The organism is Streptomyces sp. NPDC048361 (assembly GCF_040651795.1).
GTDB lineage: Bacteria > Actinomycetota > Actinomycetes > Streptomycetales > Streptomycetaceae > Streptomyces.
In genome coordinates this window covers 1-25,802 of sequence record NZ_JBEZKW010000062.1, presented here as the reverse complement: position 1 = coordinate 25,802, position 25,802 = coordinate 1, and the positions used below count along the sequence as shown (strand labels likewise).

The window sequence follows — 25,802 nt, the reverse complement described above, 5'->3', positions numbered from 1 at the left end:
TGATTAGTGAACCGCCCGTCACGCTCAGTGGGTACGGTGAAGGGCAGGCCAAGCGGTATACGCGGTTTACAGCCCCGGAGCGGAGGGATCGTGGCAGCGCCTAGAGAGCCCAACTCCCGTCTGCGCGAGACCATCGAGGCTGTCGGCTGCACGTTCGAGGCCCTTGCCAAGGACGTCCGCCGCGTCGCCGCGGAGAACGGCGAGATGCTGCAGACCAACAAGTCGGCCATCTCGCATTGGGTAAGCGGAGTCCGCCAGCCCACCGGGAGGACCGGCCAGTACCTCGCCGAAGCCCTCTCCCGCCGGTCACACAGGACCATCACTCAAGTCGAGATCGGCCTGGCCGCCCCGGAGTCCGCAGCCGATGAGCCGGATCCGGACCCGGTCCTTGCCGCAACCGGCCTCGGCCGCGCCGACGTCGAGCGCCGCCGCTTCCTCGCCATCGCCGCCTTCACCACCGCCGGCGTCGCCATGCCCCTTGCGTACGATCACGAAGCCACCGCCCGAATGCTCCGTGCCCGTACCGGCATGACGCTGGTGGGAACGGAGGACGTGGATGTCGTTCGCCAGATCACCACAGCCTTCAGCGCCGCCGACGAACGCCTGGGTGGAGGTCACGGCCTGACCACCGTGACCGCCTACCTCGCCGACACAGCCGCTCCCATGCTCCGCGCCCGCTTCCCGACCGAAGGCTTACGCCGAGCCGCCTTCGGCGCGGTCGCTGAACTCGCCTACCTGGCAGGCTGGAAGCACCACGATCTTGGCCAAGAGGGCGCCGCCCAGCGCTACTACCAAGTCGGCTACCAACTCGCCTGCGAGGCAGATCCGCACGGCCACGCCGCCTGGATGATGCGCGCCCTCGCCCACCAAGCCCTCAGCCTCAAACAGCCCCACCACTGCATTGACCTGGCCGAAGCCGCGCTGGCCGGCGGCCTCGGTCACATTGACGGCCAGACCGAGGCCCTGCTCCACATCACCCACGCCCGCGCCTACGCAGCCACCGGCGAGCGACCACACGCCGCCCGCGCCCTACTCGCCGCGGAAGACGCCCTGCTCCGTGAGGACGGGCCGCAGCCCAGCTACTCCCGCGTCAGCGGCCCGGCCTCCGGCACCGTCGCCAGCCACACCGCCCGCACCCTGACCGACCTCGCCGATCACGTCGGCACCGAGCAGCAACACCGCGACGCGCTCACCCGCTGGGACCCTGAGAAGTACAAGCGAGTCCATGCCCTCACGTACGCCGACCTCGGCGACAGCCTCGCCGAGCAGGCCCGTGCCGACGAGGCAGTCGCCGCCTGGAGCCAGGCCGTGACGCTGATGGAGGGCATGACCTCGGACCGCACCCGCAAGGCGATCACGTCACTGCGCTCCACCCTCGCGATCTACCAGCGGCGCAAGGTACCTGGAGCCGCCGAACTCGCCCGCCGCGCACGGGAAGCGCTCGCCTAACATGCCCAGGAACCAGCCGATGAAGGGACGCACAGTGGCTCAACCGACCACCGACGATCAGCCCAAAGCCCTCAAGCCCGCGCTTGAATCCATGACCCTGCTGGTCGCCGGCGTCATCGTCCATGACCTGGCCACGAACCGCGTCGTACTCCTCCAGCGCAGCGAGAACGCGAAGTTCGCCCAGGGCATGTGGGATCTGCCTGTCGGCAAGAGCGAACCCGGCGAGCCCATCACCGAAACTGCGGTGCGCGAGCTCTACGAGGAGACCGGTCTGAGGGTGAAGCCGGAGGCGCTCAAGGTCGCTCATATCATCCACGGAGCGTGGGGAGTTGAAGCTCCCAATGGCTTTCTGACAGTCGTCTTCGTAGCCCATGAGTGGAGCGGCGAGCCTGAGAACCGTGAACCTCGCAAGCACGCCCATGTCCGCTGGGTGGATGCCAATGCCGTCCCCGAGGAGTTCGTCGACACCACCGCCAGTGCTCTCCACCGCTACCTTGACGATGGACCCCAGGTGTCTCTCGCTGGTTGGCGTCAGTAAACACGCGCCTCATTCGTAGGGCCCGGCAATGGCAATGACTCCAGGGAGCCGACTGTGAGCCATGAGTTGCTGGCCCAGCCCCATTGCCTGCAAGTGCTTATCTCTGGCGGCGAGGGCAGCCTCTGAGGGACATAGACGAGGCCGACTGCAGTCAGCTCGCGTTGCTCCGGCGATGGCGCGGGAAGGGGTCGCCGACCGGCCAGTGCTCGGGCAGGCCGAGGGCGGTGTAGATGGGGCAAGCCGGTGGCTGGTGTTCGACGTGGACATCGATCACCTGTGCCGTTGCCCAGGTGGGGAGGACAAGGGCCGGGAGCGAGCTGGGGTCGGAACTCTGCCAAAGGACGGGGGTGTGCTTCGTCCAGGTCCAGGGCGCCGGGTTGTTGACGGTGAGCACACCGCTGACCCGCCTGTGAGCGTGGTCGTAGGTTGCAGTCCAGTAGCCGTCGGGCTGCCGGCCGAAGGTCGGCGTGCTGTTGCGGACGTACTCGACGGAGGTCCCGTACAGTGCGGTCTCTACGTCTTCGTCTTCGGGGAAGGCGCCCGCACGGCCAACCGCCACGATGAACGGCAGCGCTAGATCGCCGTACTTCCCTCCCTTCTCCTTGACCGCGTCGAGCACTTGATCCGACTCGTCATTGAACCAGGTCATCGGGGGGTAGAAACCGATTGTCCTGCTCGTTGGATCTCCTCGCCTATCGGGGCTACGGGGGATCGCCTCGAACGAGAGGGACCAGCCGGTCTCCTGCCAGGTGTGCTTGGGCAATGGCGCCTTGTCGGCGATGACCTGATCGGGATCCAGGCTGGCGAGCCACCGCTCCAGCCCAGTTTTCAGCCGCCTCTGCGACGGTGTTCCCGACCCTGTCTGGTGAATCCTGTATGACACGAAAAAATTGGGGCTCGGTACACCGTCGATGGCATCGATCAGGACGGGTGGGAGCTGCCTGTTGGATATCGCTCCGTCCAGGCGCTGGACCGTCCATTTCGCCTCGACGACGAATTGCTCGCCCTCGCGGGTGACCAGGAAGTCGGGGTTCGTGCCGCGAGTACCTATTCCAGGCTCGATCTCCACGGTGCAACCGGACCCAAGCAGCATCTCGTGCAGGTACAACTCCCACAGCGCAGAGGAGACGTTCGCGTCGGAGTTCCGGTCGCGAAGCCGACTGCGCAAGCTGAGCTGACCCTGATCAGGGAGGTGCGACCACCACTCGTTGATCACATCCCGAACCTGATCCCAGTACGGACCGGCGATCCTGTCATAGAACTCTGATTCCGGCTCCGCAGCTCGCCTCGGCGAGGCGTCTGTCCGATTCCAGCTCGCGTATACGACCACGACCAACGAGCGTAGATGGTCCCACCGGCAACTCCCATACATTTTCTGCGGCGGGGTGGGCTGCAGGGCTCAGGTGGGATGGCTCTCTGGACGCTGCCATGTCTCTTGGAGCTCACGTCAGGTAGCGGATCAGAGCCAGCCTGTGTGGAAAGACGTCGTGACTGTCGTGTGGTCCGAGCAACGAGTGAAGGCCGTCACTTACAAGTGACGGCCTTCACTAACGTGTCTGACACCGAGTCAGGGTTTGCGTGCTCCGGTGCACACACGGTGCACAACGCAGTGGAAATCAGCCGGGACCCGTGAGAACTCGCGAGGCGTGCTTACGCAGGTCACGACACGTTTCGGATGATCCCTCGCAGGCCACCCGAACCCAGTCTTTAGATGTCGAAGTACAGCTCGAACTCGTGCGGGTGCGGGCGGAGCTGGATCGGGGCGATCTCGTGGGTGCGCTTGTAGTCGATCCACGTCTCGATCAGGTCGGAGGTGAAGACACCGCCGGCCTGGAGGTACTCGTTGTCGGCCTCAAGGGCGTCCAGGACGGCCGGGAGCGACGTCGGGACCTGCTGGACGCCCGCGTGCTCCTCGGGAGCCAGCTCGTAGAGGTCCTTGTCGATCGGCTCGGCCGGCTCGATCTTGTTCTTGATGCCGTCGAGGCCCGCGAGGAGCAGCGCGGAGAACGCCAGGTACGGGTTGGACGACGGGTCCGGGGCGCGGAACTCGACGCGCTTGGCCTTCGGGTTGGAGCCCGTGATCGGGATGCGCATCGCGGCGGAGCGGTTGCGCTGCGAGTAGACCATGTTGACCGGGGCCTCGAAGCCGGGCACCAGGCGGTGGTAGGAGTTCACCGTGGGGTTGGTGAAGGCGAGCAGCGACGGGGCGTGCTTGAGGATGCCGCCGATGTAGTAGCGCGCCATGTCCGACAGGCCCGCGTAGCCCTGCTCGTCGTAGAAGAGCGGGTCGCCGCCGGCCCACAGGGACTGGTGGACGTGCATGCCCGAACCGTTGTCGCCGAAGATCGGCTTCGGCATGAAGGTCGCGGTCTTGCCGTTGCGCCAGGCGACGTTCTTCACGATGTACTTGAAGAGCATCAGGTCGTCGGCCGCGGCGAGCAGCGTGTTGAACTTGTAGTTGATCTCCGCCTGGCCGGCCGTGCCGACCTCGTGGTGCTGGCGCTCGACCTGGAGGCCGGAGTTCTCCAGCTCCAGGGAGATCTCGGCGCGCAGGTCGGCGAAGTGGTCCACCGGCGGGGCCGGGAAGTAGCCGCCCTTGTAACGGACCTTGTAGCCGCGGTTGTTCTCCTCGGACCCGGTGTTCCAGGCGCCGGCCTCGGAGTCGATGTGGTAGAAGGACTGGTTCGCGGAGGTCTCGAACCGTACCGAGTCAAAGACGTAGAACTCGGCCTCGGGGCCGAAGTACGCGGTGTCCGCGATGCCGGTGGAGGCGAGGTAGGCCTCGGCCTTCTTGGCGATGTTGCGCGGGTCGCGGCTGTACTGCTCACCCGTGATCGGGTCGTGGATGAAGAAGTTGATGTTGACCGTCTTGTCCCGGCGGAACGGGTCGACGCGCGCCGTCGACAGGTCCGCGCGCAGCGCCATGTCGGACTCGTGGATGGCCTGGAAGCCGCGGATCGACGAACCGTCGAAGGCGAGCTCCTCGGCGGGGTCGAACGCCTTCGCGGGGATCGTGAAGTGCTGCATCACGCCCGGCAGGTCGCAGAACCGGACGTCGACGAACTTCACGTCGTTGTCCGCGATGAACTTCTTCGCGTCGTCGGCGTTCTGGAACATCCAACTCCTCCTACTCCCACCCGGGAGGGGCGGGGTTGCAGCTCGGTCGTGCGGCCAGTGCGGGGGCACACGCTGGACCCGACCATAGGCAGACGGGATTTCTCCGGCGTGACCCGTTTGTTTCACCCAAGTTAACCGGCCTGGTGGCGCGGGCGCCAAGGCCGACCCGGGCGGAAGTGATCGAAAACGGGCGCAGTACCTTGGTTGCGTGGACAACAGGCAAGCAATGGGATCGTGGCTCTCGGGGCCCCGCGCGGCCGCCGAAGACATGGGCGTCGACTTCGGCTACCGGGGCGAACGGCTCGGTCTGCCCAAGGACGGGCCCGGCTCGGTGGCCCCGCTCGGCCGGCGCTTCGGCGCCATCTTCATCGACTGGGCCCTGTGCGCCCTGATCGCGTACCAACTGATCGCCCGCGGCGACACGCACGCCGCCAACAACTGGGCGCTGCTCGTGTTCCTCGTGCTCGGCGTCCTGACCGTGGGCACCGTCGGGTTCACGCCCGGCAAGCGGCTGCTCGGGCTGCGCGTGGTCGCCGAGGAGGGCGGCCGGCTCGGCATTGTCCGGGTCGTCGTACGCACCGTGCTGCTGTGTCTGGCGATCCCCGCCCTGATCTGGGACCGCGACGGCCGGGGCCTGCACGACCGCCTCGCCCGCGCGGTCCAGGTCAGGATCTGAGCCCGCCCCGACAACTGAGCGCACGCGCCATCTGAGCCACCGCGCCATCTGAGCCCACCGCGACATCTGAGCGCACCGCGGCAACCGCGCAACGCCACCGACGTCAGAAGGCGGCCCGGACCATCCCGGTCCGGGCCGCCTTCGTATGCGTACGAGGTGAGGGGGGTCAGCGCATCTTTCCGCCGCGCGGCATCCGCATGCCCTTGGGCATCGGACCCTTCGGCAGCGGCATGTTGCTCATCAGGTCGCCCATGGCGCGCAGCCGGTCGTTGGCCGCCGTGACCTGCGGGCCGGACAGCACGCGGGGCAGCTTCAGAAGCGTGGTGCGCACCTTCTTCAGCGGCACCTGGCCCTCGCCGTCACCGACGATCACGTCGTGGACGGGAACGTCCACCACGATGCGGGCCATCTTCTTCTTCTCCGCGGCCAGCAGGGACTTCACCCGGTTCGGGTTGCCCTCCGCCACCAGCACGACGCCGGCCCGGCCGACGGCCCGGTGGACGACGTCCTGGCTGCGGTTCATCGCCACGGCCGGGGTGGTGGTCCAGCCGCGCCCGATGTTCTGGAGCACAGCCGCGGCAGCGCCCGGCTGGCCCTCCATCTGACCGAAGGCCGCCCGCTCGGCGCGCCGCCCGAAGACGATCGCCATCGCGAGCACGGCCACAAGGAGGCCGAGAATGCCCAGGTAGATCGGGTGTCCGAGCAGGAAACCGATCGCGAGGAAGACGCCGATGACGACGATTCCCACGCCGGCGATGACCAGCCCGATCTTGGAATCGGCCTTTCGGGTCATCTTGTAGGTCAGGGCGATCTGCTTCAGTCGCCCCGCATTCGCATCGTTCGCAGCGCTCTCTGCGGTTGCCTTCCTCGCCATAGCAGGAAGTTTACGTGGCCTAGGAGCGACGGGTGGCCACGGCCTCCAGTACGTGCTGTGCCTCGGTCCGGTCCTTGGCCCGGCGCCGGTCCTCCAGGACCGCGGTCCAGGCGTTGCGGCGGGCGGTGCGCTGGCCGGAACCCATGAGCAGCGACTCCATGGCGCGCAGGGCGCCGGTGACGGACGGAAGCGTGGTGGCTCGCACGGTCTGCGGAGCGGTAGCGGCCTGCATCGTCGAGGTCCCCCCTCGGGACGGGATCGGAAACGGGCGGTGGGTGTGGGGCATGCGCGGTGCGTAAAGCCATCGTCACTGACTGGTGTTACCAGGGCGTGTCCAAGCGGTCAAACCCCAATGAAACATTGACGCGGGCCCGGGCGAACCCGGAGAACGCCGACGCGGCCCGTACGCGTGCCCCGACCTGCGGGGACGGTACGAGCCGCGTCGTCGAGGCCATTACCGATCAGTAGTCGCTTGTGAGCGGGTTCACGTGCCCGCCGCCCGGGTCAGGCGGTGGCGGCGGCGCTCCGCGCCTCCATCGCCTGCTGGTACAGGCGGCCGGCGCGGTAGGAGGAGCGGACCAGCGGGCCCGACATCACACCGGAGAAACCGATCTCGTCGGCCTCCTCCTTCAGCTCTACAAACTCCTGCGGCTTCACCCAGCGCTCCACGGGGTGGTGGCGCACGGAGGGCCGCAGGTACTGCGTGATCGTGATGAGTTCGCAACCCGCGTCGTGCAGGTGCTGGAGCGCCTCGCTGACCTCCTCGCGGGTCTCACCCATGCCGAGGATCAGGTTCGACTTGGTGATCAGGCCGTAGTCGCGGGCCTGGGTGATCACGTCGAGGGAGCGCTCGTAGCGGAAGCCGGGGCGGATCCGCTTGAAGATCCGCGGCACGGTCTCGACGTTGTGCGCGAAGACCTCGGGGCGGGAGGAGAAGACCTCTTCGAGCTGCTCGGGGACCGCGTTGAAGTCGGGGGCCAGGAGCTCGACCTTGGTGCGCCCCTCGGCGCGGCCCTCGGTCTGCGCGTGGATCTGGCGCACGGTCTCCGCGTACAACCAGGCGCCGCCGTCGGCCAGGTCGTCGCGGGCGACGCCGGTGATGGTGGCGTAGTTCAGGTCCATCGTGACGACGGACTCGCCGACGCGGCGGGGCTCGTCACGGTCGAGCGCCTCGGGCTTGCCCGTGTCGATCTGGCAGAAGTCGCAGCGCCGCGTGCACTGGTCGCCGCCGATGAGGAAGGTCGCCTCGCGGTCCTCCCAGCACTCGAAGATGTTGGGACAGCCCGCCTCCTGGCAGACCGTGTGCAGTCCCTCGCTCTTCACCAGCTTCTGCAGCTGGTTGTACTCGGGGCCCATCTTCGCCCGGGTCTTGATCCACTCGGGCTTGCGCTCGATGGGGGTCTGGCTGTTCCGGACCTCCAGGCGCAGCATCTTGCGTCCGTCGGGTGCGACTGCGGACACGTCCGGCTCCCTGTGACTTCGATTCTTCGGCGAACCTAAGGGTACGCCCGTTGTTTGCTTGGGTGAGGTGGGGCTCCCGCCGGGGGTAACCCTGCGGAGCGCGGTGACATTCCCGGGGCCGGCGGCTACACGGAGGCCGGCTCGATCTCTCGTGGGGCCAGCTCCGCGTGCTCGATGACGGCGCGCAGGTGCTTCTCGACCACCGGCAGGACCTCCTCGATCGTGACCTCGCGCCCCAGCTCGTAGGAGAGCGACGTCACACCCGCGTCGCGGATCCCGCACGGCACGATCCGGTCGAACCAGGTGTTGTCCGGGTTCACGTTGAAGGAGAAGCCGTGCATCGTGACGCCCTTGGCGACGCGGATGCCGATCGCCGCCAGCTTGCGGTCCTCGCGGCGCTGGCCCGCGTTGGAGGGCGCGTACTCCGGGCCGTTGAGGCGTGCGTCGAACTCGTCGTCCGTCAGGCGCGGGTCGAAGTCGAGGGAGAGGCCGCCGAGCCGGGGGCGCTGCTCGACCGGGTCGCCGAGCACCCACACGCCGCTGCGGCCCTCGACGCGGGTGGTCGTGAGACCGAAGTCGGCGGCGGTGCGGATCAGGGCCTCTTCGAGCCGGCGTACGTGCGCGACGACGTCGACGGGACGCGGCAGCTTCTGGATCGGGTAGCCGACGAGCTGGCCGGGGCCGTGCCAGGTGATCTTGCCGCCGCGGTCGACGTCGATGACCGGGGTGCCGTCCAGGGGGCGCTCACTGTCCTCGGTGCGCCGCCCCGCCGTGTAGACCGGCTGGTGCTCCAGGAGCAGGCAGGTGTCCGTGATCTCGTCGGCGAACCGGGCCGCGTGCACCCGGCGCTGCTCGTCCCAGGCCTCCTGGTACTCGACCGCGTCCTCGCCGAAACCCAGCCGGACAAATCGCAGCTCGTTCACGCCAGCTCCCCTGTCGAACCTCTCGGATGCTCCCGGATGCGATCGATCGCGCGTCCTCCTTCACTGTACGACCGTGTTCGACACCCCTCGCACGCCCCCTGGAGCCGGCAGAAACGGCACGTCACCACACGATCGGATGAATGCGGGGCGAAGGTGGCGGCATTGGCCGTATTGACCGCTAAATTCTCGCCGTTCCATGAGGGCTGCACGCTTTGGCCCGGAAGGCAGGAGAACGCAGAGCTGATGACGGAACGACCCTCGCAGCGCACCCCCAACCGCCAGCTCGCCGCACTCATCGCAGAAGCCGGGTTCTCCAATGCCGGGCTCGCCCGCCGAGTCGACCAGCTCGGACTTGAGCACGGCCTGGACCTGCGCTACGACAAGACCTCGGTCACGCGGTGGCTGCGCGGCCAGCAACCGCGCGGCACCACACCCGCGCTGATCGCCGAGGTGTTCACCCGGCGGCTCGGCCGCCGCCTCTCCGCCCAGGACCTCGGGCTCGACGCCTGCGCGCCGGTGTACGCGGGCCTGGAGTTCGCGGCGACCCCGGAGGAAGCCGTCGACATCGTCAGCGGCCTCTGGCGCAAGGACTCGGGCAGCCACGCCGAGCTCCGCAAGATCGCGTTCACCCCCGCGGGCCTGGTGGTCCCGAGCAGAGACTGGCTCATCGGGCGGGCCGACGACCGGGTGGGGCGAGGTGAACCGGGCCCGCCGGGCAACGTGACCCGCATCCCCGTCCAAGGGCGCCCCTCCGTACCCCGCCAGCGCACCACCGACCGGGGCCCCGGACAGCGGGTGACCAGCGGGGACATCGCCGCGCTCCGCTCCGTCGGCGAACTGTTCCGCACGCTCGACCACGCCTACGGCGGCGGCCACGCGCGCCAGGCCCTGGTGCGCTATCTGGAGCACGAGGCCGAGCCGATGCTGCGCGGCACCTACGGCGAGAACGTGGGACGCCGCCTGTTCGCGGCCGCCGCCGACCTGACGAGACTGGCCGGCTGGACCTCGTACGACATCGCGGCGCACGGGCTCGCCCAGCGTTACTTCGTGCAGGCGCTGCGGCTCTCGCAGGCCGCGGGCGACCGGGCGTACGGCTCCTATGTGCTGGTCACGATGAGCCGTCAGGCCGTCTACCTCGGGCACGGCCGCGAGGCGGTGCAGCTGGCCCGGGTCGCCCAGCAGGGCGTGGGGTCCGCGGCGCCGCCCGTCGTGCAGTCGCTGCTCAACGCGGTGGAGGCGCGCGGACACGGGGTGCTCGGCGAGGTGCGTGCGTGCACCGCCTCGCTCGTACGGGCCGAGCGGGCCCTGGAGAGCGCGCGGCCCGGTGACGACGTGCCGCACTGGGCGCGCTTCTTCGACGAGGCGCAGCTCGCCGACGAGTTCGGTCACTGCCACCGCGACCTCCAGCAGTACCGGGCCTGCGCCCAGCACGCGGAGCGCTCCCTGCAACTGCGCGCCCCGGCTTACGCCCGCTCGCGCCTGTTCTGCCGCGTCGTGCTCGCCACGGCCCGGCTGGGCCTCGGCGAACTCGACCAGGCGTGCGCGCTCGGCGCGGAGGCCGCCCAGCAGGCGAGCGAGATGCGCTCGGCCCGCGCGGTCGAGTACGTCCGCGACTTCGAGCGCCGCCTGGAGCCGTACCGGGACGCGGCCGCGGTACGCACCTACCGGGACCGGGTGGCGGCGCTCGGCTGAGACCGACGTTCGCGGGGCCGTACGAGCCGGCCCCGCGAGCCGGCCCGCGCCGAGCGCGCGGGGCCGGATTGTCAGTGGCCGGGTCTACCGTCGCGGCATGGGTATCACCTCGGCCTGGTCCATCAGCGCCCATGACGACGACTTCGTCGCGGCCCTCGCTCCCCGGCTGCTCCCGCTGGTGGCCGCGGACCGCGACGCACCGGGCGTGCGGGAGCGCTGGGAGCGCTGGCGGCGGGAGCCGCTGCCCGACTTCCGTACGTGGGGGGAGGGTTTCGGGGAGTGGGGCGGACCGGGTGAGAAGGCGCTGACCTCGTTCTTGGAGCTGACCCACTCCGGGGATCACGTGCAGAAGCTGTATGACGGGCTCGGGCCGGAGGACGACTTCTCCCTGTACGGCGATGTATGGGACCAGGTGGACGACGGGGACGACATCTTCCTGTCGGTCCAGAGCAAGGAGTTCGCGCTGCGGGTCTTCCTCCACGCCGTCGGCCCCGAGCGGGCCGCCCTCCTGCCCGGCTGGTGTGGGAACTTCCTGCTCACTTCGGGAGAGGTGCGCGAGACGCTGCCCGCCGTCGAGCGGGCCCTCGGCTTCACCGCGCGGGAGCGCGCCGAGGCCGAGGACCAGGACTGGCTGGACTACCGCGACGACGAGGAGAGCGTGCTGGACGGGCCGTTGCGGATATGGCGACAGGCCGCGGCGACGGGCCGCGGCCTGTGCGGGGCGTCCGTCGTCATCTACTGACGCGGACACCCCCTGGGGCGGCGGTCCAGGGCTCAGGCCGCCGAGCGGACTGGGCGGGCACCCCGGGCACCCCGGGCGGACTGGGGGGCACCCCGGGCGGTCTCGGGGTGTCAGGCCGCCGAGCGGATCACCTCCGCCGTCCCCTGCCAGGGGCGGACGCCCAGGTCGGCGAGGATCGCGTGGGCCGCGCGGCGGCCCGAGAACAGGGCGCCCTGCACGGTGCTGGTGTCGCGGTGGTCGCCGCATACGTACAGGCCCGCGAGGAGCCGCACCGGGCGGCGCAGATCGTGCGGGGCGGGCATCGACGGCACGGCTTGCGGCGTGTGGTGCAGGGCAAGCAGTTCCCAGTCCGCGGTGGACGTGGCGTACAGGGAGGCCAGTTGGCGGCGTACGGCGCGCTCCACGTCGTCGGGCGGGGTGCCGAGCACGGCCGAGGTGATCAGCGTCCGGCCGTACGGAGCCCGGCTCGGGTCGACCTCGCTCATCACCGACGTGTACGCCACGGGCCCGCTGCGGTCCGCGTCCAGAAGCAGCGCGGGGTCGGCGAGCGGGGAGCGTGGCGCGGTGTGGTGCAGCACGGTCAGCGGGTGGAAGCCGGGGACCCGGAGGCCCGGCAGGAGTTCGGCGGCCGCGGGGGCGTCGGTGGCCAGGAGCACGGAGCGGCAGCCGAACACGCCGTGGTCCGCGGTGGTGACCGAGGTCGTGGCGACGGAGGTCACCTCCACGTCCGTACGGACGGTGCCGGGCGGCAGGGCGGCGGCGAGCAGCTCCGGCAGGGTGGCCGCGCCGCCCGCCGGCACACACAGCCGGCCGCGGGCGAAGCCCCGCAGGGCGAGGTCGGCGCAGCGGCTGGACGTGGTCAGGTCGGGGTCGCAGAGCAGGGCGGAGAGCAGCGGGCGTACGAAGCCGTCCAGGGTGCGGGCGGGCAGGCCACGGCTCAACAGGGCCTGGCCGATGGGGAGTTCGGGGCGGGTGGTGATGCGCTCCAGGGGAGTGGCGGCCAGCTTGGCGAGTGCCTTGCCGAGCCGGGCCTGGTCGAGCGCGCCGCCGAGGGGGGTGGCGGTGCCGCGAGGGGCGCTCGCCCGGGCGCGCGCGGCGGCCAGTGCGCCCCTCGCGCTCCCTGCGGCGCCCGCCCGGTGGTGGCGGCCCTCGCTGTGTACGAGGACACCGGGCGAGAAGGGGCGCAGCGGCAGCTCCTCCAGGTCCGGGGTGCGGGTCAGTTCCGGGTACGACGTCGACAGGAGCTGCCCGATCCGGTCCAGCCGGAAGCCGTCGACCGACTGCGTCGACATGCGGCCGCCCACGCTGGGGGCTGCCTCCAGGACGCTGACCGTGACTCCCGCGCCGGTCAGCCGATGAGCGGCAGACAGGCCCGCGAGCCCGGCTCCCACGATGAGTACGTCCGCATGGTGTGCGGTGCTGTGCACGTGGTCCTCCCCGAGGTAGGCGCGGTAGGTGGAGGCCTCATGCCCCCAACTGGCCCACGGAATGCCGGAGTTCGAGGAGAGAGTAGGGAGGTTCTGAGGGGTGGCCCCTCGCGCAGGGGGGTGAGCGTTGGGGCATGCCGGGCGCACGGGGTCCCTCTGGGGGAGGCGGGGTGGGGCATCCCGGGCCCGCGGGGGTCTTTGCGTCCCTCAAGTACTCGGTGCCGGCCGGCGCGCACATCCTCAGCCCGTCCGGCGTTTGAGGACGAGCGCCCTTCAGGCGCGAACGGGGTCTGGGGCGGAGTCCCAGGGGCCCGTCTCCAGGGTGCGGACCGTGGAGGGCTGGTCGCGCGGTTCCCCGCGCCCCCAGTAGGGCACCCGGTGTACCCCGGTCGCGGCGGAGCCGCGCAGAGGGCAGGGCGCCGGCCCCCTGAACTGCTCGGTGCCGGCCAGCATGCCCACCCTCAGCCCGTCCGGCGATTGAGGACGAGCGCCCTTGAGGCGCGAATCGGGGTTTGGGGCGGAGCCCCGGGAAGTACTGGCTACGCTGCCCGGAGCGCGGCCTCCACGCTTGGGAAGGCGTACCGGAACCCCGCCGCCAGCAGCGCCGCAGGCACAACCCGCTGACCCGCCAGCACATCCCCCGCCGCCTCCCCGAGAACGACCCGCAGCGCGGCAGACGGCACCGGCAGCAGGGCCGGGCGACCCAGCACCCGGGACATCACCTCCGTCGCCTCCCGGTTCGTCACCGGCTCCGGCGCCGTCAGGTTCACCGGACCGGAAAGGGACTCCGTGTCCACCAGGAACCGCAGTGCCGCCACCTCGTCGTGCAGCGCGATGAACGACCAGTACTGGCGCCCGCTGCCGAGCCGCCCCCCGAGTCCCGCCCGGAACAGCGGGATGAGCTTCGCCCACGCGCCGCCCCGGCGGGACACCACAAGACCCGTACGGGCGAACACGGTGCGGATGCCCGCCTCCGCGGCCGGGGCCGCCGCCTCCTCCCACTCCACGCACACCGAGGGGAGGAAGCCGTCGCCGGGCGGCGCCGACTCGTCCACCGCGCGCTCGCCCGTGGAGCCGTAGTAGCCGACCGCCGACCCGCTGACCAGCACCTTCGGCGGGGTGTCGAGGGAGGCCAGCGCCTCGGCCAGTGCGGCCGTGCCGAGCACCCGACTGTCCCGGATCTCCTTCTTGTACGCAGCCGTCCAGCGGTGGTCGGCCACCCCCGCCCCGGCCAGATGCACCACCGCCTCACAGCCGGCCAGGCCCGCCGCGTCCACGTACTGGCGCGCCGGATCCCACTCCACCTCGTCCGGCGCGTCCGCGCCCCGCCGCACCAGACGCAGCACCTCGTGCCCGTCCGCTCGCAGGGAGCGCACCAGCTCCGTACCGATCAGTCCCGTCGAACCCGTCACCGCGATCTTCATGGAGCCCATCCTCGCCTTGTCCGACCCACATGGCACAGTGGCCGCATGGACGAGTCGTACCCCAAGCCCCGTACTTCTCCGCCTGTGCTGATCCGGGCCGCCCGGCGCTCCGACGGCGACCGGCTCGCCGTGCTCACCCGCGAGGCGTGGTCCACGCTGCACGCGGTCGGGCCGCGTCCGGCCGGGCCGTACGAGCCCTTCTTCGACGACCTGCACCTGCCGTCGCACTACCTCGTCGCCGAGTTGGACGGCGAGGTGGCGGGTTTCATCCGTCTGGTCCCGGCCTCCTCGCTCGCCGCCAACCGTCACGTCCGCCAGATCCAGGGGCTGGAGATCGCCGCGTCCGCGCGCCGCCGCGGAGTGGGCCGTGCCCTGCTGCGCGGCGCGTACGAGGCGGCCCGCCGCCAGAGCGCCACCCGGATCACCCTGCACGTCCTCGGCCACAACGCCCCGGCCCGCGCGCTGTACGAGGCGGAGGGCTTCACCGTCGAGGGCGTACTGCCCGGCGAGTTCCTCCTGGAGGGCGCGTACGTCGACGACGTCCTCATGGGCCGCTCCCTCACCGACGGCTGACCACCTCCACCGCACCCCCGAGAGCAGGGCAGGCACCGTGTCCCCTTCCACCTCCTCCGCCCAGGCCACCGCCGACACCGCCCGCACCGTCCTGCGCGGGCTCGACGCGCTCCACACCGACCTCGCCGAGCTCTACCGCGATCTGCACGCCCACCCCGAGCTCTCCTTCGCGGAGCACCGCACCGCCGCCGAAGTCGCGCGCAGGGCACGGGAGTACGGGTGTGAGGTGACGACGGGGGTGGGCCGCACCGGAGTCGTCGCGGTCCTGAAGAACGGGCCCGGGCCCACCGTGCTGCTGCGGGCCGACTTCGACGCGCTTCCGGTGACCGAGCGGACCGGTCTCGGCCACGCCTCCACCGTCGAAGGGGTCATGCACGCCTGCGGCCACGACATGCACGCCACCTGTCTGCTCGGCACGCTCAAGCTGCTCGCCGACGCCAGCGCGCTGTGGAGCGGCACCGTCCTCGGGGTCTTCCAGCCCGCGGAGGAGATCGGCCGGGGCGCGCGGGCCATGCTCGACGACGGGCTCTACGAACGCTTCGGCACGCCCGATGTCGTACTCGGCCAGCATGTGGGGCCCTTCCCGGCCGGGATGGTCGGCGCGCACCCGGGTCCCGCCTTCGCCGGCGCGGACTCGCTCCGGGTCGTCCTGTACGGCAAGGGTGCCCACGGTTCGCGGCCCGAGGCGTCCGTCGACCCGGTGGTGATGGCCGCCTCCACCGTGCTGCGGCTCCAGACGATCGTGTCGCGCGAGATCCCGGGCAGCGAGACGGCCGTCGTCACCGTCGGCGCCCTGAACGCGGGGACCAAGGACAACATCATCCCGGACGAGGCCGAGCTGAAGCTCAACATCCGTACGTACAAACCGGATGTACGCGACAAGGTGCTCGCCGCCGTCGAGCGGATCGTGCGCGGCGAGGCGGCCGTCGCCGGGGCCCTGCGCGGGCCCGAGATCGAGACGATCGCCTCCTTCCCGGTCCTGGTCAACGACGACGGCGCGGTGGCACGGACCATGGCCGCCGTCGGCGCGGTCATCGGCGACGACAAGGTGCTCGACCCGGGCGCGGTGACCGGTAGCGAGGATGTCGGCCTGTTCGGATCCGATGCCCAAGTCCCGCTCTGCTACTGGCTGTTCGGGGGAGCGGACCCGGAGGCCTACGGCGCCGCGTTCGCCGCCGGCACCCTCGACCAGGACATCCCCTCCAACCACTCGCCCGTCTTCGCGCCGGTCGTCGACCCCACCCTGGCCACTGGGGTCACCGCCCTCACCACCGCCGCGCTGGCCTGGCTCGACGCCCGGTAGCGGTACGCGGTTCAGCGGCCCAACAGGCGCATTGCGCCGGTGAGTTCGCGCAGACAGCGCACCGCGAGTTCGGCGGGGCAGCCGGGGCCCGAGGCCGGGGCGTCGGTGGCGGCCCACGCTTCGAGGGCCACCCGGATGGCGTCGGTGGCCGCGGCCGCCGCGAGGCGCACCTCCAAGGCGTCCGCCCCGGGCCCCGCCAGGCGGGCGAGCACGGGCAGCAGGCGTTCCTCGGAGTCCTGGTTGACCCGGTACCAGACCGCGCGCAGCGCCGCGTCGTGCTCGGCCGCGCGCAGCAGCCCGCGCGTCCACCGGAACTGTTCCGCGGCGTGCGCGTCGGGCGCCGCGAGGGCCTCGCGCACGGCCGCCTCCAGGGTCTTGGCGAGCGGGCCGGGCTCGGCGGCTTCGAGCAGCGCACGCCAGCGTTCGGCACCGCCCGAAAGGAGCGGGCCGACCGCGTCCTGCTTGGAGCGGAAGTAGCGGTAGAAGGTGCGCAGGGCGACGCCGGCGTGCCGGGCGATGGCCTCGGCGGTGGTGCCGTCGGGCCCGTGCTCGGCGAAGAGCGCGGCCGCGGCGCGCGCGATGTCGAGCTGGGTCGCGGCCTTGCGGCGTTCGGTCAGGGACGGCTTGGGCGGCGGGGTGGGCTGCGCGGCGGGCTGGATCACCGCCCCAGCGTACGCCCGAACCCCAAGGTGCTGCACGTATTGACGACATGGCAAAGCGTGCCATCTGGGCGTACGGTGGTGGTCGACTCTCCCCGGACCCACGAGCCCCGGCGCCCCCTGCGGCCCCCTCAGGCTCGGGCCCCGATCTCAAGAAAGCTGGACCGCGATGAGCGTGCACACCGTCACCGACCGCTACGAAGGACGCCGGGCGCTGGTCACCGGCGGCGGCTCCGGCATCGGGCAGGCCACGGTGCTGCGCCTGCTCGCCGAGGGCGGCCATGTGGCGGCCGCGGACGTCAGCGAGGCCGGTCTGAAGGACACCGCCGGCAAGGCGGGCGCCGGCATCGGACGGCTGACCACCCTTGTCGTCGACATAGCCGACGAGGCCTCGGTGCGGGAGGGCGTCGCCGCAGCGGTCTCGGCGCTCGGCGGCCTCGACGTGCTGGTCAACGCGGCCGGCATCCTGCGCTCCTCGCACACCCACGAGACGAGCCTCGCCGACTTCAACCGGGTGGTCGCGGTCAACCTGACCGGCACCTTCCTGATGATCCGCGAGGCGATCCCGGCGCTCCTCGAAGGCAACGGCGCGGCCGTCGTCAACTTCAGCTCCACCTCGGCGATGTTCGCCCACCCCTACATGGCGGCGTACGCGGCCAGCAAGGGCGGCATCCAGTCGATGACGCACGCGCTCGCCGCCGAGTACGCGAAGCAGGGCATCCGCTTCACCGCCGTGCAGCCCGGCTCGATCTCCTCCGGCATGACCGACGGAACCGGCGCCTCCCGCTCCAGCGTGGGCCCGGGCCTCCCCGCCGACGCCGACATGTCGCTCTTCATGAAGCTCGCCCCGGCCATCGGCGCGGGCTTCGCGGGGCCGGAGACGGTGGCGTCGGTGGTCGCGATGCTCGCCAGTGACGACGGTCGGTTCATCACCGGCACCGAGGTCCGCGTCGACGGCGGCACGCACTTCTGAGCCCCAGAGAGGACGGGCGTAGGGGAGGGGCTAGGTGTGTTGCCCTGTGAGGTTGGGGCCGCGGCTCGGCTCAGCCCGTGCCGAACCGCTCCCACAGGCGCGGATATTGCTCCGAGAGCGCCGACTCGTCCTCGAAGTCCAGGGGGGTGCCGTCCGGCTCCTCGGGCTGCGGCGGGATGCCGAGGTCGGGCGCTTCGACGCCGGTGAGCTGCTCGTACGCCTCGTCCGCCGCGTAGCCGAGCTCCTCGCCGTCACCGTCGACCTCTTCGTCGAACGCGCCGAGGAGGTCGGCGAGGGCGTCGGGGTCGTGCACCGCGCCCTCGAAGACCTCGCGGCCCTGGCCGATGAGCCAGCAGCGGAAGTAGTCGAAGGCGTCGTCGCTCGCCCCGCCGAGCAGCACGGCGGCGGCGCCCCACAGGTCCCAGCGGTACGCGCGGTTGTAGCGCGCCTCGAAGTGCCGGGCGAAGTCGAGCACGGAGTCGGGGTCCAGCTGCAGCAGCCGGTCCACGAGCAGGTCGGCCTGTTCCTCCGGGTCGCCGTCGGCGGCCTCGCGCGTACGGTCGACGATCTCCCAGAACTCCGTCTCGTCCATCACGCAACCAGCATCGTGGGTCGGGGGTTGCGGCGCACGCGGAGCGGCGCTTTTCGTCCGGTTGCCGCCGATCGCCACCCCTGGCACATCTGTCGCCATAGCGCGCGGTGGCCCGTCGCGGCGGGCCCGGTCACCCGTCGGGCCCGACGCGGTGGGCCCGGTCAGTCGTCGGGCGCGTCCCGGTGGGCCGGTCACTCATCGAGCGGGCGCAGGGGCGTGGCGACCATCTCCCAGCGCGAGTCGAACCAGGCCTGCACCTGCTGGAACTCCGCTCGCTCCAGGGAGCGCGCCCCGTTGCCCTCCGCCGTGGCCGGGAACAGGGTGTCGCTGTGCAGTTCGAGGACCTCTATCGAGGCGGCGTCGACCAGGATCCGGGTCGTCCGAAGGAAGTAGTAGCCGGTGAGCATCTGGCTGCCGTTGATGAGATACCGCTTTTCGCCGGGCACGGTGGGCAGGCTCCGGATCTCCACGGACACCGAGCTCACCGTCCCCTCCTCGGCCAGCTGGGTGAGTGAGTGGTGCAGCGCCTCCGCGTACATCCGGATGACGCGCCGCAGCCGGCGCAGCGGACGCAGGTCCTGCGGGTCGTCGACGTGACGCGGGTAGGGGTGGTGGGTGTCGAGGTCCGGCACCAGGACCCGCACTCGTATCGAACGCGGGGCTGCGCGGTCGCCGAGCCGGATGAGTTCGGCCTGCTGCTGGATCGCCCGGGACAGCTCCTCGGTGTGCAGCGACCAGACGTCGAGCGAGACGTGGGGCGCGTCGAAGGCGCGGGAGATGTAATGGCCCAATGGCCGTCCGATGGCAGCCTGCCGGGCCACCCGGGCGCCCCGGCCCGACACCCCCGCCTCCAGGAGCTGCTCGTCGCGCAGCAGCTGCAACGCCTTCTGTACGGTCCCGCGGCCGCAGCTGAAACGCCGCATGAGCTGCTCCTGCTTGGGCAGCGCCTCGCCGGGCGCGGGGGTGCCGTTCTGGATGTCCCGGCGCAGCGCGTCGGCCACCACGCGGTAGCGGGGGGTCTCCCCGGCGTCGTCCCGGCCGGCCCCTGAGGTGTGGGTCGTCACCCCGTGAGGCTACAACTAGCGGTCAGGAGTGCACAGATGGCTGCACCAAGCGGTCAACTTCGGTTCCTGCCCCTGTGGTTGGCCGTGTCAGCCGTGCAACACGCCATTGGCATAGTCGTGTTGCCCAATATGCAGTCGGTTGACCATAGATGGCAGCCATTCACGCCGGGTAGGAGGAGGGAACACAATCGCCGGCCATTGAGGGCACCGACCGTCAGGGGGCGCGGTCCGCGGCGGCGACTACCGGAGGAGGTGTTCCATGGGCCTGGAGACACGTGTGCAGATCGTCCTCGAACTGCTGTCGAACGCGGGCGCGGTGTCCCTGTTCGGCCCGTCGGGCCTGCTGGTGCTCGCCCTGGGCGTGCTGCTCACGAAGGGCGGCCGTGCGGAGTCCCGGGAGCCGGGTCCGGTTCCGGCCGGGCCGCGCACCAACCTGGTGTGCGTGGCGGCGGTGGTCGTGGTGCTGCTGCTGATCGCCGCGGTGTGAGGCGGGCGGCTCACCCCTCGTTCGGGTCCAGGGGGCGGGCGATGGTGTTCCACAGCGAGTCGAACCACTGCTGGGTCTGCTCGACGTAGCCGCGGGTCACGTGGTCGTCGTCGACCACGGTGTGCCGGAAGAGCATGCCTTCCACGCCGAGCATGTCGTAGATCTCGATCGGGGTCCGGTCGAGATCCACCGTGCGTTCCGTCACCTGGTAGTGGCCGGCCAGGACCTCGCGGCCGTTGAGGATGTACACCTTCTGCGTCGGGGTGATCGCCACCTTGCGCGCCTCGACGCTCACCTCGGGGACCAGGTCGCGGACCTTGAGCATGCGCAGGGAGTGGCGCAGTGAGCCGTAGATGTGGTTGCTGGTGATCCGCAGCCGCTCGCGCGGCCGGAGGTTGCCCAGGTCGCCGACGACCTGGGGGAGCGCGAGCGGGGCCTCGGCGTCCGGCAGCAGGATGCGCACCGCGACGCTGCGTGGGCCGGATCCCTCGGCCTGGACGGCGACGAGCGGGCCCGCGAGCGCGGAGGCCAGCGTCTCGCCGTTGAGGCAGTACGCGTCGATGGTGACCTCGTCCTCACGGAAGCACTGGGCCACGCGCTCGCCCAGGAAGACCCCGGCGGGGCGGGGCGAGTGGCGGCGCGGGCCCGGCAGGTCGTGCCAGTGTGCGGGGGTCGAGGTGGTGGCGGGGCGGGTCACCGTGGGCGGTGTGCCCTGCTGGGCCCGCCTGACCAGGCCCTCCCGCTCCAGGAGCTCGACGGCGCTGCGGACCGCGCCGCGCGGCACGGCGAACCGGGCGCTGAGCTCTGCCTGGGTCGGCAGCCGCTCGCCTGCCTGCAGCTCGCCCTCGCAGATCAGGGCGCGCAGGCCGTCGGCGACCACGTCCCGTGGACGGCGTTGTCCTTCGTTCGAAGCGCTGTTGCCGGGCACGGTGTCATGGTACAACGCGCTGCCATTGAACGGGAGTTGTCGGTTCCCCTCTGCCAATGTGCCGCCCTCCGGCGCGGGTTGCCCCCTCCCGAGGGCGCTCGTCCTCAATCTTCCCCAAGGCCGTAAGGGCCGGGGGGACCCCCATGACGGACTCGCTGTGTCGGTGGGGGCCGGCACCGACCCCGCCAGGGGCGCGGGGAACTGCGCGCCCAGCCATCAGCGGCCCGCAGGCAAACGCCACCCCAGCAACCCGCAACCCGCAGGCAAGGGCAACCCCGCCCCCGCCGCACCCGCACCCCCCCGCCCACAGGCGAACCGCACCTCCTCAACCCGCCCCGCCGCGCGGCGCAAGCGCGATGACCGAGAACACACCGCCCTGCGGGTCCCGCAGGAGGGCGAAACGGCCCGGTGGGATCGACGTGGGCGGGACGTGGACCTCTCCGCCCAGCTCCCGCACCCGCTCCGCCACCGCGTCGCACGACTCGACCTGGACGTACACCATCCAGTGCGACGGCACCTCCGGCGGGAAGTCGGAACCCATCCGCATCATGCCGCTGAAGCTCTCCCCGTCGAGCTTCCACTCCGTGTACTCGGAGGACGCCCCGTAGGGGTTGGCGTCGCCGCCGTCCCAGCCGAAGACCGTTCCGTAGAACGTCCGCGCCTGGTCGCAGTCGCGGGTCAGGAGCTCGAACCAGCACATGCCGCCCGGTCGGTCCACGACGCCGAAGCCCTTGTGCTCCTTGGGCTGCCAGACGCCGAAGACGGAGCCTTCGGGGTCGGCGAACACCGCGAGGCGGCCCGAGTCGAAGACGTCCATGGGGCCGGCCACGATCGAACCGCCGTTGCCGGTCACCGCCGCGGCCGTCGCGTCGGCCGACTCGACCTGGAAGTACACGAGCCACGCCACCGGCTGCCCCGGCGCCATGCAGGGCCCGTATCCGCCTGCGTACTCATCGCCGAGCAGGAACATGCCGTAACCGCCGGCCTCGTCCATCGGAACGTCCGCGCCCTGCCAGCCGAAGAGGCCCCCGTAGAAGGCCTTGGCGGCGGGTACGTCGGTCGTCGAGAGGTCGGCCCAGGCCGGTGCCGAGGGGCGGTTGTAGATCTTCATGCGGTGCTCCCGGGGTCGTATCGCCTCCGGTCGACCATTCACGCACGCGTGCCCCGTCCCGGCAATCGGGACGGGGCACGCGTGCGTGAACTTCTGAGACCTACCGCCTCAGGACCTACAGGCCGTAGCGCTCGCGCGCTTCCTTCACGGCCGTGACCGGGACCTCGCCGCGCCGGGCGAGCTGGGCCAGTGCCGCGACGACGATCGACTGGGCGTCGACGCCGAAGTGGCGGCGGGCCGCCTCACGGGTGTCGGAGAGGCCGAAGCCGTCCGCACCGAGCGAGGACCAGTCCTGCTCGACCCACTGCGCGATCTGGTCCGGGACCTGACGCATGTAGTCCGAGACCGCGAGGACGGGGGAGTCCACGCCCTCAAGTGCCTTGCGGATGAAGGGGATTCGCTCCTCGCCGCGCAGCAGGGCCGCGTCCGCCTCCAGGGCGTCGCGCCGCAGCTCGGTCCACGAGGTCGCGGACCACACGTCGGCGGCCACGCCCCACTCCTCGGCGAGCAGCTTCTGGGCCTGAAGGGTCCAGTGGATCGCCGTGCCGGAGCCCAGCAGCTGGATGCGCGAGGCGTTGACAGGGACGGTCACCCCGGCCGACTCCGCCGTGTTGAAGCGGTACAGGCCCTTGATGATGCCCTCGTCGATGCCCGCGGGCTTCGCCGGCTGCGGCATCGGCTCGTTGTAGACGGTCAGGTAGTAGAAGACGTCCCGGTCCTCGCCCGGGGCCGCCTCGCCGTACATGCGGCGCAGACCGTCCTTGACGATGGCCGCGACCTCGTACGCGAAGGCCGGGTCGTACGACATGGCCGCCGGGTTGGTCGCCGCGATCACCGGGGAGTGGCCGTCCGCGTGCTGGAGGCCCTCACCGGTCAGGGTCGTACGACCGGCGGTGGCGCCCACCAGGAAGCCGCGGCCCAGCTGGTCGCCGAGCTGCCACATCTGGTCGGCCGTGCGCTGCCAGCCGAACATCGAGTAGAAGATGTAGAACGGGATCATCGCTTCGCCGTGCGTGGAGTACGACGACGCCGCGGCGATGAAGTCGGCCATCGAGCCGGCCTCGGTGATGCCCTCGTTGAGGATCTGGCCGTCCTTGGCCTCGCGGTAGTACATCAGCTGGTCGCGGTCGACCGGCTCGTACGTCTGGCCCTTCGGCGAGTAGATGCCGAGCGAGGGGAAGAGCGACTCCATGCCGAAGGTGCGGGCCTCGTCCGGGACGATCGGGACCCAGCGCTTGCCGGTCGTCTTGTCGCGGATCAGGTCCTTCATCAGCCGGACGAACGCCATGGTGGTGGCCATGGACTGGCTGCCGGAGCCCTTGTCGAACGCCGCGAACGACTTGTCGGCCGGGGCCGGCAGCGCCTCGATCGCGTGGCTGCGGCGGGCCGGGGCCGGGCCGCCGAGCGCCGCGCGGCGCTCCTGGAGGTAGCGCACCTCGGGGGAGTCGGCGCCGGGGTGGCCGTAGGGGACCACGCCGTCGACGAACTGGTCGTCCGAGATGGGCAGTTCAAGAAGGTCACGCATGTTCTTGAACTCGTCGTTGGTGAGCTTCTTCATCTGGTGGTTCGCGTTCTTGGACGCGAAGCCGTCGCCGAGGGTGAAGCCCTTGACCGTCTGGGCCAGGATGACGGTCGGCGCGCCCTTGTGGGAGAGGGCGGCCTTGTAGGCGGCGTACACCTTGCGCGGCTCGTGGCCACCGCGCGAGAGGTGGAAGCACTCCAGGATCTTGTCGTCCGAGAGCAGCTTCGCCATCTCGACGAGCGCCGGGTCCTTGCCGAAGAAGTCCTCGCGGATGTAGGCCGCGTCACGCGTCTGGTACGTCTGCACCTGGGCGTCGGGGACCTCGCGCAGTCGGCGGACGAGGGCGCCGGTGGTGTCGAGCTGGAAGAGCTCGTCCCAGGCGCCGCCCCACAGCGACTTCACGACGTTCCAGCCGGCGCCGCGGAACTGCGCCTCCAGCTCCTGCACGATCTTGAAGTTGGCGCGGACCGGGCCGTCGAGGCGCTGCAGGTTGCAGTTGATGACGAAGGTCAGGTTGTCGAGGCCTTCGCGGGCGGCGAGCGCGAGGGCCGCCGTCGACTCGGGCTCGTCCATCTCGCCGTCACCGAGGAACGCCCACACGTGGGAGTTGGAGACGTCCTTGATGTTCCGGTTGGTGAGGTACCGGTTGAAGCGCGCCTGGTAGATCGCGGAGAGCGGGCCCAGACCCATCGAGACGGTCGGGAACTCCCACAGCCAGGGCAGGCGGCGCGGGTGCGGGTAGGAGGGCAGGCCGTCGCCGGCGGACTCCTGGCGGAACTTGTCGAGGTGCGCCTCGGTGAGGCGGCCGTCGAGGAAGGCACGGGCGTAGATGCCGGGGGACGCGTGGCCCTGGATGTAGAGCTGGTCGCCGGATCCGTCGCCCTCCTTCCCGCGGAAGAAGTGGTTGAAGCCGGTCTCGTACAGCCAGGCCGCGGACGCGAAGGTCGCGATGTGGCCGCCGACGCCGTACTTCGAGCCGCGGGTCACCATGGCCGCCGCGTTCCAGCGGTTCCATGCGGTGATCCGGCGCTCCATCTCCTCGTCGCCGTCGATGACGGGCTCCGAGGAGGAGGGAATGGTGTTGACGTAGTCCGTCTCCAGCAGCTTCGGCAGGGCGAGGCCCGCGCCTTCGGCATGCTGGAGCGTGCGGCGCATCAGATACGCGGCCCTATGCGGGCCGGCGGCCTTGGCGACGGCATCGAGGGAGGCCGCCCATTCGGCGGTCTCCTCGGTGTCACGGTCCGGGAGCTGGTCGAGCTCACTCGGAAACTTGGCTACGGGGTCGATCACGATCGCCGCCTTCCGGACAGGAGGGGGGTGGAGAAAAAGGGGGCCTTTGTCTGGCAGGACGGGGCCTTGGACCGGTGAGTCCGCCGTTGACTGTAAGCCGACGATCGATGATCGATCAAAGTGTTGGACCCAAAAACTTCTTCGAATCGCGAAAGTCGGCACAGGGTGCCGCGAAACCGGGCACCGGGTGCCTTGTTTTCCAAGGGGGGGGCGAGTGCCCTCGGCGGGGCTCTCGCTCTCGGCGGCCGACTGAGAGTTACGCGGTGCTGCTCAGGCGCTACGCGGCGCACACCCCAGAACATGGGCCTTCACCATCAGACCGATGGCCGGATCCCGCCGCCGGAACGCCGCCACGAGGTCCTCGTGCTCCTCCGCGTACGACTTCTGTACGGTGCCGAGCCAGCGGATCGAGAGCGCCGTGAACACCTCGATGCCGAGGCCCTCCCATGTGTGCAACAGCACACTGTTGTCGGCCGCCCGCACCAGCTCGCGGTGGAAACCGACCGTGTGCCGCACCTGCGCGGTCCCGTCGGTCGCCCGGTCCGCTTCGTACAGGGCCGCCACATGCGGCTCCAGGGCCGAGCAGTCCTCGGCGAGGCGCCCGGCCGCCAGCTCCGCCGCGATCTGCTCCAGACCGGCCCGCACCGGGTAGCTCTCCTCCAGGTCGGCCGCGCTCAGGCTCCGCACCCGTACGCCCTTGTTGGGCGCCGACTCGATCAGGCGCAGGCTCTCCAGCTCCCTCAGGGCCTCACGGACGGGCGTCTGGCTCACCTGGAGCTCCGCCGCGATGCGCCGCTCCACGATCCGCTCACCGGGCTTCCAGCGCCCGCTGACGATCCCCTCCACGATGTGCTCGCGGATCTGCTCGCGCAGCGAGTGGACGACGGGCACGGTCATGGGGGCTCCTTCAAACGAGCGGCGACCTGCCAAACAATACGGCCGCGCCCCCGCCCGGGAAGAGCCCGGGCGGGGGCGCG

General features: G+C 70.8%; 24 protein-coding genes. 9 read left to right on the top strand and 15 right to left on the bottom strand.

The genetic code is table 11. The features are described from left to right. Positions 1-90 precede the first annotated feature (90 nt). Together AB0D31_RS28345 and AB0D31_RS28340 are read left to right on the top strand one after the other, a co-directional pair. A complete protein-coding gene (locus AB0D31_RS28345) occupies positions 91-1,449 on the top strand; it encodes a tetratricopeptide repeat protein (RefSeq protein ID WP_362728314.1) in 1,359 nt (452 codons plus the stop codon). A 1-nt stretch (position 1,450) separates the two neighbouring features. Further along, positions 1,451-1,987, top strand: a complete 537-nt coding sequence (locus AB0D31_RS28340) for an NUDIX domain-containing protein (RefSeq protein WP_362728312.1) — start codon at positions 1,451-1,453, stop codon at positions 1,985-1,987. A gap of 151 nt (positions 1,988-2,138) precedes the next feature. Here the strand turns inward: AB0D31_RS28340 and AB0D31_RS28335 are convergent, their stop codons facing one another. Together AB0D31_RS28335 and glnA are read right to left on the bottom strand one after the other, a co-directional pair. Next, positions 2,139-3,317: a hypothetical protein gene (locus AB0D31_RS28335; protein WP_362728310.1), complete on the bottom strand. Its 1,179-nt coding sequence runs from the start codon at positions 3,315-3,317 to the stop codon at positions 2,139-2,141. A gap of 377 nt (positions 3,318-3,694) precedes the next feature. After that, the gene (glnA, locus tag AB0D31_RS28330) at positions 3,695-5,104 is read right to left on the bottom strand and encodes a type I glutamate--ammonia ligase (RefSeq protein WP_362728308.1); all 1,410 of its coding nucleotides are present in this window, start codon (positions 5,102-5,104) and stop codon (positions 3,695-3,697) included. 208 nt (positions 5,105-5,312) lie between these two features. Between glnA and AB0D31_RS28325 the strand changes: the two genes are divergently transcribed. Further along, on the top strand, positions 5,313-5,780 hold the full coding sequence (locus AB0D31_RS28325) for an RDD family protein (RefSeq protein WP_362728306.1): 468 nt from the start codon (positions 5,313-5,315) through the stop codon (positions 5,778-5,780). 166 nt (positions 5,781-5,946) lie between these two features. On the opposite strand, the gene AB0D31_RS28320 is transcribed toward AB0D31_RS28325, so the two are convergent. The 4 genes from AB0D31_RS28320 to lipB all read right to left on the bottom strand — a co-directional run bounded on the left by AB0D31_RS28320 (position 5,947) and on the right by lipB (position 9,038). Beyond that, a complete protein-coding gene (locus AB0D31_RS28320; protein ID WP_362728304.1) occupies positions 5,947-6,654 on the bottom strand; it encodes a DUF4191 domain-containing protein in 708 nt (235 codons plus the stop codon). Between the two features lie 19 nt (positions 6,655-6,673). Then, positions 6,674-6,886, bottom strand: coding sequence for a hypothetical protein (locus AB0D31_RS28315; protein WP_362728302.1), 213 nt, complete (start codon positions 6,884-6,886; stop codon positions 6,674-6,676). 272 nt (positions 6,887-7,158) lie between these two features. After that, entirely contained in the window at positions 7,159-8,115 is a 957-nt protein-coding gene (lipA, locus tag AB0D31_RS28310; protein ID WP_362728300.1) for a lipoyl synthase, read from the bottom strand. A 125-nt stretch (positions 8,116-8,240) separates the two neighbouring features. Continuing rightward, positions 8,241-9,038, bottom strand: a complete 798-nt coding sequence (gene lipB / locus AB0D31_RS28305) for a lipoyl(octanoyl) transferase LipB (protein ID WP_362728298.1) — start codon at positions 9,036-9,038, stop codon at positions 8,241-8,243. Positions 9,039-9,281: 243 nt separating this feature from the next. Between lipB and AB0D31_RS28300 the strand changes: the two genes are divergently transcribed. Continuing rightward, positions 9,282-10,730, top strand: coding sequence for a regulator (locus tag AB0D31_RS28300; protein WP_362728296.1), 1,449 nt, complete (start codon positions 9,282-9,284; stop codon positions 10,728-10,730). A gap of 97 nt (positions 10,731-10,827) precedes the next feature. Beyond that, positions 10,828-11,472 (top strand): hypothetical protein, encoded by a 645-nt coding sequence (locus AB0D31_RS28295; RefSeq protein WP_362728294.1) that lies wholly within the window; start codon positions 10,828-10,830, stop codon positions 11,470-11,472. A gap of 110 nt (positions 11,473-11,582) precedes the next feature. On the opposite strand, the gene AB0D31_RS28290 is transcribed toward AB0D31_RS28295, so the two are convergent. Together AB0D31_RS28290 and AB0D31_RS28285 are read right to left on the bottom strand one after the other, a co-directional pair. Then, on the bottom strand, positions 11,583-12,899 hold the full coding sequence (locus AB0D31_RS28290) for an NAD(P)/FAD-dependent oxidoreductase (protein WP_362728293.1): 1,317 nt from the start codon (positions 12,897-12,899) through the stop codon (positions 11,583-11,585). A gap of 539 nt (positions 12,900-13,438) precedes the next feature. Continuing rightward, entirely contained in the window at positions 13,439-14,332 is an 894-nt protein-coding gene (locus AB0D31_RS28285) for a TIGR01777 family oxidoreductase (RefSeq protein ID WP_362728291.1), read from the bottom strand. Positions 14,333-14,368: 36 nt separating this feature from the next. Here AB0D31_RS28285 and AB0D31_RS28280 point away from each other — a divergent pair, with 36 nt between their 5' ends. Together AB0D31_RS28280 and AB0D31_RS28275 are read left to right on the top strand one after the other, a co-directional pair. After that, complete coding sequence (locus AB0D31_RS28280; protein WP_362728289.1) at positions 14,369-14,896, top strand: GNAT family N-acetyltransferase; 528 nt, start codon at positions 14,369-14,371, stop codon at positions 14,894-14,896. Positions 14,897-14,933: 37 nt separating this feature from the next. Beyond that, positions 14,934-16,199: an amidohydrolase gene (locus AB0D31_RS28275; protein WP_362728287.1), complete on the top strand. Its 1,266-nt coding sequence runs from the start codon at positions 14,934-14,936 to the stop codon at positions 16,197-16,199. Positions 16,200-16,210: 11 nt separating this feature from the next. On the opposite strand, the gene AB0D31_RS28270 is transcribed toward AB0D31_RS28275, so the two are convergent. After that, complete coding sequence (locus tag AB0D31_RS28270) at positions 16,211-16,861, bottom strand: TetR family transcriptional regulator (protein WP_362728285.1); 651 nt, start codon at positions 16,859-16,861, stop codon at positions 16,211-16,213. A gap of 166 nt (positions 16,862-17,027) precedes the next feature. Here AB0D31_RS28270 and AB0D31_RS28265 point away from each other — a divergent pair, with 166 nt between their 5' ends. Continuing rightward, positions 17,028-17,831 (top strand): SDR family NAD(P)-dependent oxidoreductase, encoded by an 804-nt coding sequence (locus tag AB0D31_RS28265; protein ID WP_362728283.1) that lies wholly within the window; start codon positions 17,028-17,030, stop codon positions 17,829-17,831. Positions 17,832-17,901: 70 nt separating this feature from the next. Here AB0D31_RS28265 and AB0D31_RS28260 read toward each other — a convergent pair whose 3' ends face one another. Further along, positions 17,902-18,423 carry a DUF4240 domain-containing protein gene (locus AB0D31_RS28260; protein WP_362728346.1) on the bottom strand — a complete coding sequence of 174 codons (522 nt, stop codon included), beginning with the start codon at positions 18,421-18,423 and terminating at the stop codon, positions 17,902-17,904. Positions 18,424-18,614: 191 nt separating this feature from the next. Further along, positions 18,615-19,487, bottom strand: coding sequence for a winged helix-turn-helix domain-containing protein (locus AB0D31_RS28255; RefSeq protein ID WP_362728281.1), 873 nt, complete (start codon positions 19,485-19,487; stop codon positions 18,615-18,617). A 259-nt stretch (positions 19,488-19,746) separates the two neighbouring features. Between AB0D31_RS28255 and AB0D31_RS28250 the strand changes: the two genes are divergently transcribed. Then, positions 19,747-19,974: a hypothetical protein gene (locus tag AB0D31_RS28250; protein ID WP_362728279.1), complete on the top strand. Its 228-nt coding sequence runs from the start codon at positions 19,747-19,749 to the stop codon at positions 19,972-19,974. Positions 19,975-19,984: 10 nt separating this feature from the next. Here AB0D31_RS28250 and AB0D31_RS28245 read toward each other — a convergent pair whose 3' ends face one another. The 4 genes from AB0D31_RS28245 to AB0D31_RS28230 form a co-directional block, all read right to left on the bottom strand. Further along, a complete protein-coding gene (locus AB0D31_RS28245; RefSeq protein WP_362728278.1) occupies positions 19,985-20,902 on the bottom strand; it encodes a winged helix-turn-helix domain-containing protein in 918 nt (305 codons plus the stop codon). Positions 20,903-21,227: 325 nt separating this feature from the next. Further along, positions 21,228-22,013, bottom strand: coding sequence for a VOC family protein (locus AB0D31_RS28240; RefSeq protein ID WP_362728276.1), 786 nt, complete (start codon positions 22,011-22,013; stop codon positions 21,228-21,230). 115 nt (positions 22,014-22,128) lie between these two features. Next, entirely contained in the window at positions 22,129-24,825 is a 2,697-nt protein-coding gene (gene aceE, locus AB0D31_RS28235) for a pyruvate dehydrogenase (acetyl-transferring), homodimeric type (RefSeq protein WP_362728274.1), read from the bottom strand. A 270-nt stretch (positions 24,826-25,095) separates the two neighbouring features. Then, the gene (locus tag AB0D31_RS28230) at positions 25,096-25,722 is read right to left on the bottom strand and encodes a GntR family transcriptional regulator (protein ID WP_362728272.1); all 627 of its coding nucleotides are present in this window, start codon (positions 25,720-25,722) and stop codon (positions 25,096-25,098) included. Positions 25,723-25,802 lie beyond the last annotated feature (80 nt).